Here is a 16,139-nt window from a genome sequence, read left to right as displayed (position 1 = left end):
TCGAACGAACCGATTCATTCACCGAATGATCGATCGCACGTCCGAATTGCACTAATTGTTACTCACTAGATCGTGATCATTCTCTAAAGGACTCCTCGTTCGGTGCCGAAGACGTCTGTGACCTTCAAAGCCGTCCCGCACCCCAGGAGGCCTGGTGTCCGTTCTCCTCGAGCAGCCCGCAAGCCTGGTCGCCTACCGCCCGAACAAGCCCACCGCCATGGTGGTCGTGGCCGACCCCCGCGTCCGTTCCACCGTCACCCGCCACCTGTGGGCGCTCGGTGTGCGCGACGTCATCGAGGCCTCGTCCGTCGCGGAGGCTCGTCCCCGCATCGGCAACCCCCGCGACATCTGCGTCGCCGACGTCCACCTGCCCGACGGCTCCGGCCTCACCCTGCTGTCCGAGACCCGTGCCGCGGGCTGGCCCAACGGCCTGGCCCTGTCCGCCGCCGACGACATCGGCGCCGTCCGCAACGCCCTCGCCGGAGGGGTCAAGGGCTACGTCGTCACCGGCACCCGCACCAACGTCGGGCTCCCCACCCGACCCGGAGCCGCCCCCATCGGCTCCGCCGCCGCCCGTATGCACCGCCGCCCCCCGGGTGCCCCGAGCCACCCGGGCGGCTACCGCGAGCTCTCCGGCCGTGAGGTCGAGGTGCTGAGACTGGTCGCGGAAGGCCAGTCGAACAAGGCGATCGGTGTCTCCATGGGCCTGTCCGCACTGACCGTCAAGAGCCACCTCGCCCGGATCGCCCGCAAGCTCGGCACGGGCGACCGTGCCGGAATGGTCGCGGTGGCCCTGCGCACCGGCATCATCCACTGACCCCCGTCCCCTCACACTCACGGACGTGAATCGGAGCTTTCACCGAGCTGACTGGTTTACGACCCTCAGGCGCCTGCCGACGGAACGTTCCGTCGGCAGGCGCTGTCCATACACAGATACCCTTGACATGTGACCGACGCCCAAGAGACCGCAGCAGACGTTTCACTGCGAACCACCGGAGGCGCTCCTCCGGACGACGGCGGATCTTCTGCTGCGGAGGCGCCGATCCCTCTGCTGGAGCCGCGCGACGGTATTCCCGCCGTGATCGCCGACCCGGACGCCCTCGCCCGGACGATCGCCGCCTTCGCCGCGGGCTCCGGTCCCGTGGCCGTCGACGCCGAGCGAGCGTCCGGCTACCGCTACGGACAGCGCGCGTATCTGGTCCAGCTGCGCCGTGAGGGCGCGGGGACCGCACTGATCGATCCCGTGGCCTGTCCCGACCTCTCCGGCCTCGGCGAGGCGCTCGACGGTGTCGAGTGGGTGCTGCACGCTGCCACCCAGGACCTGCCGTGTCTGCGCGAGATAGGCATGATGCCGACGCGACTGTTCGACACCGAGCTGGCCGGGCGGCTCGCCGGGTTCCCGCGGGTCGGCCTCGGCGCGATGGTCGAGGGCGTCCTCGGCTTCGTACTCGAGAAGGGGCACTCCGCGGTCGACTGGTCGACCCGGCCGCTGCCCGAGCCGTGGCTGCGGTACGCGGCGCTGGACGTGGAGCTGCTGGTCGACCTGCGGGACGCGCTGGAGAAGGAACTGGACCGGCAGGGCAAGCTGGACTGGGCCCGGCAGGAGTTCGACGCGATCGCGTCCGCGCCGCCGGCCGAGCCGCGCAAGGATCCCTGGCGGCGGACGTCCGGGATGCACAAGGTGCGGCGGCGTCGGCAGCTGGCCGTGGTGCGGGAGCTGTGGGAGACACGGGACCGGGTCGCGCAGCGGCGGGACGTCTCGCCGGGGAAGGTGCTCGGGGACGCGGCGATCGTCGAGGCGGCGTTGGCGATACCGGTCAACGTGCATGCGCTCGCCGCGCTGAACGGGTTCGGGCATCGGATGGGGCGGCGGCAGCTGGAGCAGTGGCAGTCCGCGGTGGATCGTGCGAAGGCTTTGGCGGATGTGGAGTTGCCGGCGCCGGGGCAGCCGGTGACCGGGCCTCCGCCGCCGCGTGCTTGGGCGGACAAGGATCCGGCGGCCGCGGCCAGGTTGTCTGCGGCTCGGGCTGCTGTTTCCGCGTTGGCCGAGCAGTTGGGCATGCCTCAGGAGAATCTGATCACGCCTGACACCGTGCGGCGGGTCTGTTGGGAGCCGCCGAAGGTTGTGGACGTGGAGTCCGTGGGTGGGGCGCTTGCGGGGCATGGGGCTCGGCCTTGGCAGGTCGAGCAAGTTGCGCCGGTTCTGGTGGCTGCGCTTTCCGCCCAGGCGCCGTAGGGGATCTCTTGTGGGGCGACTGCGGGTGGTCGTGGGTTGCTCGCGCAGTTCCCCGCGCCCCTGAAGGCAACTCACCTGGGCGCCTGCCTCCCCGTGAACGTCTAGTTTGCGCCAAGATCCTCGGGGTCTCCCCGGTGTGACCTTCGCCGCTCGGGGCGTCAGGGGTGGGCAGCTACGTTACTCATAAGTAGCATGGGGACTGAGCGCGCGCTCAGTGGATGCGTGCCGCAGCAGTGCCAACCCGCACCCTGGAGGAGAGCCAATCGTGCCTCGTACCGTCAGGGACGTCGTGTTCGTCGACGGCGTCCGCACCCCGTTCGGCAAGGCGGGCCCGAAGGGCATCTACCACGAGACCCGGGCCGACGACCTCGTGGTGAAGGCGATCCGGGAGCTGCTGCGCCGCAACCCCGGACTCGACCCGAAGAAGATCGACGAGGTCGCCATCGCCGCGACCACGCAGATCGGTGACCAGGGCCTGACCCTGGGGCGGACCGCGGGAATTCTCGCCGGGCTGCCGCAGTCGGTGCCCGGCTACTCGATCGACCGCATGTGCGCCGGTGCGCTGACCTCCGTCACCACCACCGCCGGTTCGATCGCCTTCGGGGCCTACGACGCCGTCATCGCCGGCGGTGTCGAGCACATGGGGCGCCACCCCATGGGTGAGGGCGTGGACCCCAACCCGCGGCTCATCAGCGAGAAGCTGGTCGACGAGTCCGCCCTGTTCATGGGCATGACGGCGGAGAACCTGCACGACCGCTACCCGCACATCACCAAGCTGCGCGCCGACGAGTACGCCGTGCGCTCGCAGGAGAAGGCCGCCAAGGCGTACGCCAACGGCAAGATCCAGCAGGACCTGGTGCCGGTCTCCGTGCGGAACACCAACTCCGAGGTGGGCGAGACCGGTTGGGGCCTCGTCACCGCCGACGAGCCCATGCGGCCGGGGACCACGCTGGAGAACCTCGCCGGGCTCAAGACGCCGTTCCGTGTGCACGGGCGGGTCACCGCCGGTAACGCGGCCGGGCTGAACGACGGTGCCACCGCCTCGATCCTCGCGTCCGAGGACTTCGCGCGGGAGAACAACCTTCCGGTGCGCATGCGCCTGGTCTCGTACGCCTTCGCCGGCGTCGAGCCCGAGGTCATGGGCTACGGGCCGATCCCGGCCACCGAGAAGGCCCTCGCCAAGGCCGGTCTCGGCATCGGTGACATCGGCCTCTTCGAGATCAACGAGGCCTTCGCGATCCAGGTCCTGGCCTTCCTCGACCACTACGGCATCGCGGACGACGACGCGCGCGTCAACCAGTACGGCGGCGCCATCGCCTACGGCCACCCGCTGGCCGCCTCCGGTGTGCGGCTGATGACCCAGCTGGCCCGCCAGTTCGAGGAGCAGCCGAACGTCCGCTACGGCCTGACCACGATGTGCGTCGGCTTCGGCATGGGCGCCACCGTCATCTGGGAGAACCCGCACTTCGAGGGGGACAAGTGAGCACCACCACCGAGCTTCTGAAGGGTGCGGCCGAGCTGTTCCCCGACGAGGTAGTGACGTCCGCGCACGTCCGCCACCTCGAACTGCCGTACGGCGCTGGGCGGTTCGCGCTCATCACGCTGGACAACGGCTTCGACCACACCAAGCCGACCACCTTCGGCCCGGCCTCGCTGGCGAACCTCAACGCCGCGATCGACCAGGTCGAGAAGGAGGCCGCGGCCGGCGACATCGTCGGTGTCGGCATCACCGGCAAGCCCTTCGTCTTCGCCGTCGGCGCGGACCTCAAGGGCGTCGAGCTGCTCAAGAACCACGACGACGCGCTCGCCATCGGCAAGGGCGGCCACGAGGTCTTCAAGCGCATCGCGACCCTCGCGGTACCGACCTTCACGTACTACAACGGCGCCGCCATGGGCGGTGGCGTCGAGGTCGGTCTGCACTGCGAGTACCGCACGGTCTCCAAGCACATCGCCGCCTTCTCGCTGCCCGAGGTCTTCCTCGGTCTGGTCCCGGGCTGGGGCGGCTGCACGCTGCTGCCGAACCTGATCGGCGCCGACAAGGCCGTCTCGGTGATCATCGAGAACAGCCTCAACCAGAACAAGCAGCTCAAGGGCCGGCAGGTCTTCGACCTCGGGATCGCCGACGCGCTCTTCGAGGGCGCCGACTTCCTGGAGCAGTCGCTGGTCTGGACGGCGAACGTTCTCAAGGGCGAGATCAAGGTCGAGCGTCCGGCGATCGACCGCGGTGAGGGCTGGGACCAGGCCGTCGCCAAGGGCCGCTTCGTCGCGGACTCCAAGGTGCACGGGGCCGCTCCGGCCGCCTACCGCGCCCTCGACATCATCGCCGCCGCCAAGAACGGCGACCTCCAGCAGGGCTTCGACGCCGAGGACGTGGCGCTCGCCGACCTGATCATGGGTGGCGAACTGCGCGCCGGCATCTACGCGTTCAACCTCGTGCAGAAGCGCGGCAAGCGTCCCGCGGGTGCGCCGGACAAGTCGCTCGCGCGTCCGGTCACCAAGGTGGGTGTGGTCGGCGCCGGTCTGATGGCCTCGCAGCTCGCCCTGCTCTTCCTGCGTCGCCTCGAGGTCCCGGTCGTCCTCACGGACATCGACCAGGAGCGCGTCGACAAGGGTGTGGGCTACGTCCACGCCGAGATCGAGAAGCTGCTCGGCAAGGGCCGTATCAACCAGGACAAGGCCAACCGCCTCAAGGCCCTGGTCACCGGTGTGCTGGACAAGGCCGAGGGCTTCTCCGACGCCGACTTCATCATCGAGGCCGTCTTCGAGGAGATCGGCGTCAAGCAGCAGGTGTTCGCGGAGGTCGAGGCGGTCGCTCCGGCGCACGCGATCCTCGCCACCAACACCTCCTCGCTGTCCGTCTCCGAGATGGCGTCGAAGCTGAAGAACCCCGAGCGGGTCGTCGGCTTCCACTTCTTCAACCCGGTGGCGATTCTGCCCCTGCTGGAGATCGTGCGCGGCGAGCAGACGGACGACGCCTCGCTCGCGACCGCGTTCGCCGTCGCCAAGAAGCTGAAGAAGACCGCGGTCCTGGTGAAGGACGCCCCGGCGTTCGTCGTCAACCGCATCCTCACCCGCTTCATGGGCGAGATCCAGAACGTCATCGACGAGGGCACCCCGGTCGCGGTCGCCGAGAAGGCGGTCGAGCCGCTGGGTCTGCCGATGTCGCCGCTGGTCCTCCTCGAGCTGGTCGGTCCGGCCATCGGCCTGCACGTCTCGGAGACCCTCAACCGGGCCTTCCCGGACCGCTTCACGGTCTCCCCGAACCTCGCCGCCGTCGTCAAGGCGGGCAAGCGCGGCTTCTACGTCTACGACAGCGGGAAGCCGGAGCTGGACCCCGAGGTCGCCGCGCTGCTGAAGCAGGGCGACTCCGTGCTGACCGAGGAGCAGGTGCGTGACCGGGTCCTGGACGCGGTGGCGCAGGAGATCGGGCTGATGCTCGACGAGGGGGTCGTCGCCGAGGCGCAGGACATCGACCTCTGCCTGATCACGGGCGCCGGCTGGCCCTTCCACCTGGGCGGCATCACGCCGTACCTGGACCGTGAGGGTGTCTCGCAGCGCGTGAACGGCAAGCCGTTCCTGGCTCCCGGCGTGGCGAGCGTCCCGGCGTAACCTCGCTCCCGCGCAGGGGGCGGGCCGCATGGTGTCGATCCATGCGGCCCGCCCCCTTTTGCCGTGCGCCTGTGGATAGGATCTGCACACAGACAGATCAAATGTTCACATTCACCAGACGTTCTTGATCAGAGCCGGATCGGAACGTCCCCTCTTTCTCGCGGAGGATTTTCCGTGGCGTCCACCCGCCGCCAACAACCCCGACGTCGGGTGTGGCCCAAGGTCAAGCTGTTGCTTCTTGTTGCCGTCGTGGCCGCGGGCGCCACGGCGCTGTATCCGATCTGGCGCAAGGCGAACCCGGACCCGCCCGAGCTGACCGTCCGGTACCGGACCGCGACGCCGGCGACGGCCGCCGCGGCCGAGCCGTCGCTCGAGATCTTCAACGAGTCGAAGAAGCCGCTGCCGCTGAGCGACGTGGCGCTGCGCTACTACTTCACCGCGGACGGCGGCTCGTACGCCTTCAACTGCGTCCAGGCGGCCGTCGGCTGCTCGAACATCGCGGGCACCGTGACCGAGCTGACCGAGCCGACGGAGACCGCCGACCACTACCTGGAGCTCAGGTTCACGGACGCGGCGGGCACGCTGAAGCCGGGCGCCAACAGCAAGGGCATCGACGTCCAGCTGTACCGCGTCGACCACGAGAAGCTGAAGCAGTCCGACGACCGGTCCTTCGACGCGGAGAAGGCCACGTACAAGGAGTCGAGGACGGTGACCGCGTACAAGCGCGGTGTGCTCGCCTGGGGCGAGGAGCCGGACGGGAAGAAGCCGGACGGGGACGACAAGTCGGTGAAGGCCTCCGCGGCCGACGCGGCGCCGGTGCTGCCCGAGGACGTCCTGTTCGACAACTTCCACTACACCGGTCCCAAGGACCCCGCGCTCTTCAAGCACGGCTGGCTCGTGCGCACCAGTGACGGCGGTCCCGGTATCGACGACACGTGGTCGGCCGACGGGGTGAGCTTCCCGTCCGCGAAGGACGCGCTGGGCGACGGGCAGGTGCTCAATCTGCGGGCCAGCACGGACGGCACCAAGAAGGGCACGAAGCAGGCGAGCGTCGGCACGGCCGGGCGGGAGTTCCGCGCGGGCACCTACGCCGCCCGGATCCACTTCAGCGACGACCCCACGACCGGCAAGAACGGCGACCACGTCAACCAGACCTTCTACACCATCGGCGGCAAGGGCAGCTCGTACAGCGAGCTCGACAACGAGTACATGCCGAACGGTGGTTGGGGGCGGTACGGGCCCAAGCTCGACAACGTCACCTGGCACACCGTCGACGACCGGGTGTACAACACGACGCTCAAGAGCCTGGCCGGCTGGCACACCGTCGTGATGACGGTGGACGGCGATGTGGTGACCTACCGGGTCGACGGCAAGAAGATCTACTCCACCAGCGGCAAGTACGCCCCGCGCGCGGGCATGTCGGTGAACTTCAACACCTGGTTCATCGACCTGCCGTTCAAGAGCGGCGAGCGGGCCTGGGACATGAAGGTCGACTGGCTCTACTACAACGCCAAGGACGCGCTGTCCCTCGACGACGTCGACACGGCGGTCAAGGACTACAGCCAGAGCGGCCTGAACTACTTCAACACCACGTCCTGACCTGGGGGGTACGGATGAGTCACGAACAGGCCCGCACAGCACGCGGGTTCAGTCGCCGGTCCGCTCTGCGACTGGCCGGGGCCGGGGGTCTTGTCACGGCCGGCGGCACCCTGGTGAGCGGCACCCCGGCGGCCGCCGCCGGTCTCGCGGACCTCAACACCCCACCGACGTACGCGCCTTCGGGCCGTCGGCCGAGACACCGGCGGGCCACCTGGTCCCAGCAGTTCCAGTCCGGGCACGGCTGGAGCGGTGCCGGCACCGGTACCGCCTCCGCGGACGTGAACGACACCTCCCTGTTCGTGCGCGGAACCCAGTCGGTGCGGGTGACCACCACGGGCGCGGGCAAGCAGAGTTACGTCCGCAAGCTGGGCGGCACGTCAACGAGCCTGACCGGCAAGGCGATTCGGCTCGTGTTCCGCGTCGACGACGTCACGAACCTCTCGAAGCTGTCCTTCTACCTGGGCAGCGGCTCGCTCGCGAACTACTTCCTGTGGCAGTTCCACTCGCACTCCACGACGTCGACGAACTACGTCCAGTCCGGCGAGTGGGTGACCGTCCATCTCCAGTGGGCCGACGTCACGAGCGCCGCCGGGACATACTCGCTCTCCTCCACCGGGGTGCCGTCCACCACGACGGGCTTCACGGACATGTCGTTCGCCGTGTACGACAACGCGGGCGGCCCGGTGACGTACCACCTGCAGACCGTCGAGCTGATCCCCGACACCGCGTCCGTCTTCCCCAAGGGCGTCGTCTCGATCACCTTCGACGACTCGCACACGTCCGTCCACGGCCTCGCCCGACCTGTGATGGACGCGTACGGCTTCTCCGGGACCGTCTACAACATCGCCGACGCGATCGGCACCGGCAGCTTTCTGACGCTCGATCAGATGCGGTCCATGCAGAACTTCTCGGGCTGGGAGATGGGTGGGCACGCGTACGCGACGAGCGCCCATACCGCGAGCTACAGCCAGTTGACCGCGCAGCAGGTGGACGACGACCTGCGGACCCTGCGCGAGTGGATGGTGGGCAACGGCTTCAGCAGCGAGCACTTCGCCTATCCGCACGGCGCGTTCGAGAAGACCAAGGACGGTGTGCCGGTCGACCAGATCGCGGGCCGGCACTTCACCACGGCCCGCTCGATCATCTCCGAGACCATCGAGTCCTTCGCCCCGGCGATGCCGTACCGGCTCAAGGCGCTGACGGGCATCAACGACGGTTCGGGCATCGGCGGTACGGCGCTGTCGAACCTGACGGCGGCGGGCGGGCGGCTCGACCGCTGCGCCAACAGCGGCGACTGGCTGATCCTCTGTCTGCACCGGGTGGTGGACGGGGTTCCGACGGCCAGCACGGAGCTCAGCAAGACCGGGCTCAACACGCTGATGAAGGCGATCTCCGACCGGGGCATTCCGGTGGTCACGGTCGCCGAGGCGATGGAGTACTACACGTAGGGACGAAGAGCCGGACATGAAGAAGGGGGCGACCGGGTCGCCCCCTTCTTCATGTCACCGTCTCACCAGCCTTGTCCCTGGCCCTGGCCCTGGTTGTGCTGCCAGGCGGGATCGACGTAGTCGTACTCGCCTTGCCCGTCGGGGCCGTTCTGCCACTGCTGTTGCTGCGGGTAGCCGCCCTGCTGGGGCGCTCCCCACGACACGCGCTGCTGGGGCACGTGGGCGTGCTGCTCGTCGTAGCCGGGCAGCGGCTGCGGCTGGGTCGGGATGGCCGGGGCCACCCGCTGGGCGGTGCGGCGCAGGGCCACACCCTCCAGGCGCATCAGCTGGAGCGTCTCGGTGACCTTCTTGTCGGAGTACGGGTCCTCCTCCTCGAAGATCTCCGTCACGTCGGCCTCGTGGTCGCCCGCCACGGACACCTCGACGCCGCCCTGGCGGGTGCCCCAGCTGCCCTTGTGCAGGGTGAGCAGGGCGTAGAACCGCAGCGGGGTCAGCAGGGTCAGCTGGATCACGCCGTAGACCGGCGCCAGCAGGAACATGCCGAACCGCTTGATGAAGCCCATGCCGCGGCGGGGGAAGTCGAGGTAACGGACGTTGCGGAGGTAGCCCATCAGGACCATGAAGACGAGGTAGTCGCCGATGTGGGCGACGAACCGGTCGGGGTGCACGATCGGCGTGATGACCATCGAGTAGAACATCGCCGAGCCGAAGACCAGCCACAGCGCCAGTTCCATGCAGGTCAGCCAGAAGGCCGGGCGGTACTTCTTCTGGTGCCGGAAGGCCCACAGGGACTCGCGGAAGAAGGACTTGTTCCAGCGGACCTGCTGACGCAGGAAGTGCGGCAGCTTCTCGGGGACCGCGGTGTAGCCGACGGCGGTCTCCTGGAAGACCACCTGGCCCTCGATCAGGCAGTAGTTGGTCATGCGGCGGTCGTCGCCGAAGACGGCCGGCTTGCCCAGGAACTGCTGGTTGAGGAAGTCCGGCAGGTACTTGCGCACCAGCGTGCCCCGGTACGCGGAGAGCGCGCCGCAGCAGCACAGCACCGACTTGAGGCGGGAGTAGGCGGCTCGCTCGAAGAGGAAGGAGTTGCCGTACCGCAGGTCCTGGAGCCGGGTGAAGATGTTGCTGTCGTGGTTGAGCGCGAGGACCATGCCCGTCGAGGCCATGATCTTCTCGTCGGCCAGCGGCAGCAGCAGCTCGCGGACGGTGTCCCGGGAGAGCACGGTGTCCGAGTCCACGCACAGGAAGATGTCGGAGTACGGCGCCGCCTCGAAGCCGAGCGCCAGCGCCTCGCGCTTGCCCTTGTTCTCGGGCTGCACGCTGACCGTGTACTTGACGCCCTTGGCCTCGAACTCGCGGCGCATCTTCTTCGCGGTGCGGATGCCGGAGTCGTTGGCGCTGCAGTCGTCGATGATGTGGATCTCGTTCGGGAGCCGGCTCTGCGCGAGGAGGCTGCGCATGCCCTGCTCGAACATCACCGGGTCCTCGTTGTAGATCGGGATGACCGCGGTGACCCAGGCGTTGTCCAGGTACTCCAGCTCCTCCCGCCCGGCCTTGGCGGGGCGGTAGAAGAGGGCGCCGAACATCTTGAGGGTCAGCAGGCCCATCGCGCCCAGCGAGTAGATGTGCAGGGAGCCCGCGTCCAGCCGGGTGGCGATCAGCGCCGCCAGGGCGAGGAAGACGACGTACGAGACTTTCAGGTGCCGGCGCTTGCGGTGTGCGCGGCGGCTTCCGGATTCGACGGCTCCGGGGACGTACGTATCGTCGGTGGTCACAGTTTGACCACCCGGGGGTGATCGGCGGACTTGCCGCGGGTGTCGAACAGGGCGCGGGCGCGGTCGGCCAGGGCGTCCAGGTCTATCTCGCGGTGCGGCTGGAGCAGGATCGTCAGGTCGGCCGACTCGGCGGCTTCGAGGTAGTCGCCGACGCGCTCGACCGGGACCCCGTCGACCCGCCAGTCCTCGACGCGCGGGTCGAAGTAGACGAGTTCGGCGCCGCGGGCGAGGAGGTTCTCGGCGACGGCGAGGGCGGGGCTCTCGCGCTGGTCGGAGATGTCGGCCTTGTAGGTCACGCCGAGCAGCAGGACGCGGGAGCCGCGGACGGCCTTGCCCTGGTCGTTGAGCAGATCGGCCGCGCGGTTGACCACGTGGACGGGCATGCGCTGGTTGATCTCCTGCGCGAGCTCCACGAAGCGGAACGGGATGCCGAGCGAACGGACCTTGTAGGAAAGGTAGTTGGGGTCGATCGGGATGCAGTGCCCGCCGACGCCGGGGCCCGGGTAGAAGGGCGCGAAGCCGAAGGGCTTGGTGGAGGCGCAGCGGATCGCGTCCCACAGGTCGACGCCTATCTCACGGCAGAACATCGACATCTCGTTGACGAGGGCGATGTTCACGTGCCGGTAGGTGTTCTCCAGGAGCTTGGCCATCTCGGCCTCGCGGGTGCCCTTCGCCTCCACTACGCGCGTCACGAACCGCTCGTAGAGGGCGCGGGCGGCCTTGGTGCAGTCCGCGGTGACGCCGCCGACGACCTTGGGGGTGTTCTCCAGGCCGAAGGACGCGTTGCCCGGGTCGATGCGCTCGGGCGAGAACGCGAGGTGGAAGTCCTCGCCGACCTTCAGACCGCCGGCCTCGAGCTGCGGTCGGACGACCTCGTCGGTCGTGCCGGGGTACGTCGTCGACTCCAGGACGACGAGCGTGCCCGGCACGAGGTGGGCGGCGATGTCCCCGACGGCCGCGTGGACCGCGCCGAGGTCCGGTGAGCCGTACTCGGTCAGCGGGGTCGGCACGCAGATCACGACGGCGGCGGACTCGGCGATGACCTCGGGACGGTCCACGGCCTCGAAGCCCTGGCCGAGCATCGCGGCGACCTCGGCGTCCGTGATGTCGTCCACGTGGGAGCGGCCGGCGTTCAGGCCGTCGACGACGGTGCGGCTGCGGTCGAGGCCGACGACTCTCAGTCCGGCCGCCGCGGCCGAGCGGGCCAGGGGAAGACCCACGTAACCGAGCCCTACAACAACAAGATCCACCGTGGAGGATCTGCTCACGACATCATTCCCTACCCCGTTGGCACGGCACAGACAAGCGCGGGCGCCATGTGGTCGCCCGCGCGCATTTCGAACAAGTTCAGTTCAAGGAAGGCTAACAAGGCCTTCACAAACTCACTACACCGCTCAAAGTGCGCCTTGTCACGTCAGTATTCGTACAACCCTCGACGCACGTTGTGTGTCCCCTGTTACCGAGAGCCACTAAGCGGAGGGGCTCACACCGCTCGCCATGCCTCGAGCGCGAGGCCCGGTTCGTCCTTGCGGCGGGTGAGCAGCAGCTGTCCCGTCGACGGGGACAGCGTCGCCGCCACCACCCGGTCCTCCTCGTCCACCGCGAGCGACACCTCGGCGTCCGCGGGGAGTTGGGGTCCCGACTCGGTCCACCAGGCGCCCGCCGACTCCAGTTCGGTCGGGTAGGCGGCGAAGGCGACCCGTCCGCTCGTCGAGCGCTGGGCGATCAACGTGCAGTCGTGGCCGTCGAGTTCGCAGCGCACGGCACAGACCCGGCCGGGTCCGGCGGAGGACAGCAGCGCGGCCGGCTTGCCGCCGGGGCGCCAGGCGCACAGGTCGCCCGACTGGTCGGTGTAGAAGAGCGTGGTGCTCTCGGGAGAGGTGGCGAGGGCGTACAGGCTGCCCGGGCGCACCGGGGTCTCCAGGGCCTCGGTCAGCACGGGCGTCGCGCCCGCCTTCTCCTGCCGCCAGTGCACGATGCCGCCGGGGACGGCCGCGTACAGCTCGACGAGCCCCGACTCCCCCGTCACCGCCGCCAGGTCCTCCTCGACCCTGCTCCCCTTGAGGTCGCGCCAGGGACCCCAGCCGCCCTTCTCCTTCTGGCCGAGCATGCTCACCCCGAGCCCCCGGTTGCGCACGAAGACATGGGCGCGGCCATGGGCATCCACCGCGACGGCGGGCGTACCGGTGACGGCGCCCTTCTTGTTCGGGTGCCCGATCGGCACCCAGTCCAGAGCGGCGAGCCGGGGCCGGTAGTGGGTGGAGTGCACCAGGCCGGCCTCGCCGGCGACGGTGGGCCGCCAGGAGACCAGATGGGCATAGGCGTTGGCGCCGTGGCCGACTGCGGGGACCGCCGTCAGCTTCTGGCCGCCGCCGACCTTCTGCGCGGATGCCCAGGGGCCGCCCGGCAGGCGCTCCGCCCGGCACAGGAGGGCCTCGTCCGTCGGCAGGTAGACACTGAGCCGGCCGTCGCGGCCGCGTATGAACCAGTCGCCGTTCACCGGTTCACTCTAAGCGGCGCCCGCCGCTCCGCGCGGCCCGGCCCCGGCCGGTCACCCGCGTACGGCCGGTCGGGTGGGGGCGACAGACGCCGAGGAGGCAGGCTGGTGCCCAGCAGACGCCGTACGAGAAGGAAGTCGACCTCATGACCGACAAGCTCACCGTGGGTGTCCTGGGCACGGGCATCATGGGGGCCGCGATGGCCCGCAACCTCGCCCGCGCCGGGCACACCGTCCGCGCCTGGAACCGCACCCGCGCCAAGGCCGAGCCGCTCGCCGCCGACGGCGTCCGGGTCACCGACACGCCCGCCGAGACGGTCGAGGGCGCCGATGTGATCCTGACCATGCTCTACGACGGTCCCAGCACCCTCGACGTCGTCCGCGAGGCGGCTCCCGCGCTGCGCCCCGGTGTCGCCTGGGTGCAGTCGACCACCGCGGGACTCGACGGGGTCACGGAGCTGGCCGCGCTCGCCCACGAGCACGGACTGGTCTTCTACGACGCTCCCGTGCTCGGCACCCGACAGCCCGCGGAGGCCGGTCAGCTGACCGTGCTGGCGGCCGGTCCCGTCGAGGGACGGGCGCTGGTCGAGCCTGTTTTCGAAGCGGTAGGCGCGCGTACTCAGTGGACGGGCGAGGACGGTGCGGCCGGCACCGCCACCCGGCTGAAGCTGGTGGCCAACAGCTGGGTGCTCGCGGCCACGGCGGCGACCGGTGAGGTGCTGGCCCTCTCGCAGGCCCTCGACGTCGACCCGCAGCACTTCTTCGACCTCATCGCCGGGGGCCCGCTCGACATGGGCTATCTCAAGGCGAAGGCGGCGATGATCCTGGAGGAGCGGCTGACCCCGGCCCAGTTCGCGGTCGTCACCGCCGGCAAGGACGCCCGGCTGATCGTCGAGGCCGGCCGGCAGCACGGCGTACGCCTGGACGTGGCCGCCGCGAGCGCCGAGCGCATGGAGCGGGCGGCGGCGCAGGGGCACGCGGACGAGGACATGGCCGCGGCGTACTTCGCGAGCTTCGAGGAGAAGCCGGGGCAATGAGCGCGGTCCCCCGGTGAGCGGCGGCCGTGCGAACCTGGCCGTATGGACGAGAACGCTCCCCTGCTCCTGATCGTCGACGCCGCCAACGTCGTCGGGTCGGTGCCCGACGGCTGGTGGCGGGACCGGCGGGGGGCCGCGGAACGGCTGCGGGACCGGCTCGCGGCGGACGGTCTCCCCGGCCACACCGGTCCCGTGGAGATCGTCCTCGTGGTCGAGGGCTCGGCCCGCGGGGTGGAGTCCGTGCCCGGCGTCGACGTCGAGTCGGCGCCGGGCAGCGGTGACGACCACATGGTCGACCTGGTCGCGCGGGCCGGCGACCGCACCGTGCTGGTCGTGACCGCGGACCGTGAACTGCGGCGCAGGGTCACGGAGTTGGGCGCGCAGGTCACGGGTCCGCGCACGGTCCGGCCGACGTGACGGGCTACTTCCCGGTGCTCTCCCGAGTAGGGGCGCCCGCCTTGGCGAGGCCGCTGTGGGTGCGGCCGTAGAAGAAGTACACGACGAAGCCGATGGCCATCCAGATGGCGAAGCGGAGCCAGGTCTCGGCGGGCAGGTTGAGCATCAGCCACAGCGAGGCGAGCACCGAGACGATCGGCAGGGCCGGCACCAGCGGGGTGCGGAAGGAGCGCTCCAGGTCGGGGCGGGTCCGGCGCAGGATGATGACGCTGACCGCGACGATGATGAAGGCGAAGAGCGTGCCGATGTTCACCAGTTCGGCCAGTTCGCTGAGGCTTGTGAAGCCGGCCACGATCGCGATGACCACGCCGAGCAGGATGGTCGGCCGGTACGGGGTGCGGAACCTCGGGTGGGTGTGCGAGAAGAACCGCGGCAGCAGTCCGTCACGGCTCATCGCGAAGAACACCCGGGACTGGCCCAGGAGCAGGATCATGCAGACGGTCGTCAGGCCCACCGCCGCGCCGAAGCTGATCAGGCCCGCGAACCAGGGGTGTCCGGTGGACTTGAAGGCGTCGGCGAGCGGGGCGTCGATCGACAGTGAGCTGTACTTCTGCATACCGGTGACCACGATCGACACGGCGACGTAGAGCGTGGTGCAGATGATCAGGGAGCCGATGATGCCGCGCGGCACGTCCCGCTGCGGGTTGCGGGTCTCCTCGGCGGCGGTGGCCACGACGTCGAAGCCGATGAAGGCGAAGAAGACGACGGACGCTGCGGTGAAGATGCCCATGACACCGAAGTCGGAGGGCGCCCAGCCGAACATCAGCTGGATCAGCGGCGCTTGAAGGTTGCCGCCCGCCTCCACGGCCTGCGCCTTGGGGATGAACGGGTCGTAGTTGCCGCTCTTGATGAAGAAGGCGCCGGCGATGATGACGACGAGGACGACGGCCACCTTGATGGCGACGACGACGGTGGTGACCCGCGCGGAGAGCTTCATGCCGACCACGAGGATGGCGGTCAGCAGCAGCACCAGGGCGGCGGCGAGGATGTCGAAGCCGAACCCGGAGGCGCCGTCCCGGCCGCTGAGCGCCTCGGGCAGGTGCCAGCCCGCGTTGTCCAGCAGCGAGGCGATGTAGCCGGACCAGCCGACGGCCACCACCGCCGTTCCCAGGGCCAGTTCGAGGACCAGGTCCCAGCCGATGATCCAGGCGGGGAACTCACCGAGCGAGGCGTACGAGAAGGTGTACGCCGAGCCCGCGACCGGGACCGTCGAGGCGAATTCGGCGTAGCAGAGGGCGGCGAGGCCGCAGACCACTCCGGCGACGACGAAGGAGAGGGAGACGGCGGGTCCCGCGGTGTTCTTGGCGGCCGTGCCGGTGAGGACGAAGATGCCGGTGCCGATGATGACCCCGACGCCGAACACCGTCAGATCCAGTGCCGACAGGGACTTTCTGAGTGAGTGTTCGGGATCCTCGGTGTCCTTGATGGACTGCTCGATGTTCTTCGTTCTGAAGAGGGCGTTGCTCACGGGCGTACCTCCCA

General features: G+C 69.4%; 11 protein-coding genes and 1 pseudogene. 8 read left to right on the top strand and 4 right to left on the bottom strand.

From position 1 onward, the window contains the following. The first annotated feature begins 154 nt into the window (after positions 1 to 154). From ACWD5F_RS09460 to ACWD5F_RS09435, 6 genes are all read left to right on the top strand, one after another. Entirely contained in the window at positions 155 to 817 is a 663-nt protein-coding gene (locus ACWD5F_RS09460) for a response regulator transcription factor (protein ID WP_019073943.1), read from the top strand. Positions 818 to 946: 129 nt separating this feature from the next. Beyond that, on the top strand, positions 947 to 2,236 hold the full coding sequence (locus ACWD5F_RS09455) for an HRDC domain-containing protein (RefSeq protein ID WP_451252674.1): 1,290 nt from the start codon (positions 947 to 949) through the stop codon (positions 2,234 to 2,236). A 265-nt stretch (positions 2,237 to 2,501) separates the two neighbouring features. Further along, positions 2,502 to 3,719 carry a thiolase family protein gene (locus ACWD5F_RS09450; RefSeq protein WP_123997096.1) on the top strand — a complete coding sequence of 406 codons (1,218 nt, stop codon included), beginning with the start codon at positions 2,502 to 2,504 and terminating at the stop codon, positions 3,717 to 3,719. After that, positions 3,716 to 5,845 carry a 3-hydroxyacyl-CoA dehydrogenase NAD-binding domain-containing protein gene (locus ACWD5F_RS09445; protein WP_451252672.1) on the top strand — a complete coding sequence of 710 codons (2,130 nt, stop codon included), beginning with the start codon at positions 3,716 to 3,718 and terminating at the stop codon, positions 5,843 to 5,845. Before ACWD5F_RS09450 ends, ACWD5F_RS09445 begins: the two co-directional genes overlap by 4 nt. Positions 5,846 to 6,019: 174 nt before the next feature. Next, positions 6,020 to 7,444 (top strand): cellulose binding domain-containing protein, encoded by a 1,425-nt coding sequence (locus ACWD5F_RS09440; protein WP_451252670.1) that lies wholly within the window; start codon positions 6,020 to 6,022, stop codon positions 7,442 to 7,444. Positions 7,445 to 7,458: 14 nt separating this feature from the next. After that, positions 7,459 to 8,892, top strand: a complete 1,434-nt coding sequence (locus tag ACWD5F_RS09435) for a polysaccharide deacetylase family protein (protein WP_451252668.1) — start codon at positions 7,459 to 7,461, stop codon at positions 8,890 to 8,892. A 62-nt stretch (positions 8,893 to 8,954) separates the two neighbouring features. Here ACWD5F_RS09435 and ACWD5F_RS09430 read toward each other — a convergent pair whose 3' ends face one another. The 3 genes from ACWD5F_RS09430 to ACWD5F_RS09420 all read right to left on the bottom strand — a co-directional run bounded on the left by ACWD5F_RS09430 (position 8,955) and on the right by ACWD5F_RS09420 (position 13,167). Continuing rightward, complete coding sequence (locus ACWD5F_RS09430) at positions 8,955 to 10,667, bottom strand: glycosyltransferase (RefSeq protein WP_451252666.1); 1,713 nt, start codon at positions 10,665 to 10,667, stop codon at positions 8,955 to 8,957. Continuing rightward, complete coding sequence (locus tag ACWD5F_RS09425) at positions 10,664 to 11,935, bottom strand: nucleotide sugar dehydrogenase (RefSeq protein WP_451252664.1); 1,272 nt, start codon at positions 11,933 to 11,935, stop codon at positions 10,664 to 10,666. The genes ACWD5F_RS09430 and ACWD5F_RS09425 overlap by 4 nt, the downstream gene beginning before the upstream one ends. Before the next feature lie 215 nt (positions 11,936 to 12,150). Beyond that, positions 12,151 to 13,167 (bottom strand): hypothetical protein, encoded by a 1,017-nt coding sequence (locus tag ACWD5F_RS09420; protein ID WP_451252662.1) that lies wholly within the window; start codon positions 13,165 to 13,167, stop codon positions 12,151 to 12,153. 125 nt (positions 13,168 to 13,292) lie between these two features. Between ACWD5F_RS09420 and ACWD5F_RS09415 the strand changes: the two are divergent. Together ACWD5F_RS09415 and ACWD5F_RS09410 are read left to right on the top strand one after the other, a co-directional pair. After that, positions 13,293 to 14,201, top strand: a pseudogene (locus ACWD5F_RS09415) (NAD(P)-dependent oxidoreductase); the annotation flags it as partial. 42 nt (positions 14,202 to 14,243) lie between these two features. After that, positions 14,244 to 14,618 (top strand): NTP pyrophosphohydrolase, encoded by a 375-nt coding sequence (locus tag ACWD5F_RS09410; RefSeq protein WP_451252661.1) that lies wholly within the window; start codon positions 14,244 to 14,246, stop codon positions 14,616 to 14,618. A 4-nt stretch (positions 14,619 to 14,622) separates the two neighbouring features. Here ACWD5F_RS09410 and ACWD5F_RS09405 read toward each other — a convergent pair whose 3' ends face one another. Beyond that, positions 14,623 to 16,125: an amino acid permease gene (locus ACWD5F_RS09405; protein ID WP_451252659.1), complete on the bottom strand. Its 1,503-nt coding sequence runs from the start codon at positions 16,123 to 16,125 to the stop codon at positions 14,623 to 14,625. Between the last annotated feature and the right edge of the window lie 14 nt (positions 16,126 to 16,139).

The sequence above is a fragment of the Streptomyces sp. NPDC002499 genome (genome assembly GCF_053595415.1).
Note: the sequence above shows the minus strand (reverse complement) of the source record. Positions and strands in the feature narration are given on the sequence as shown.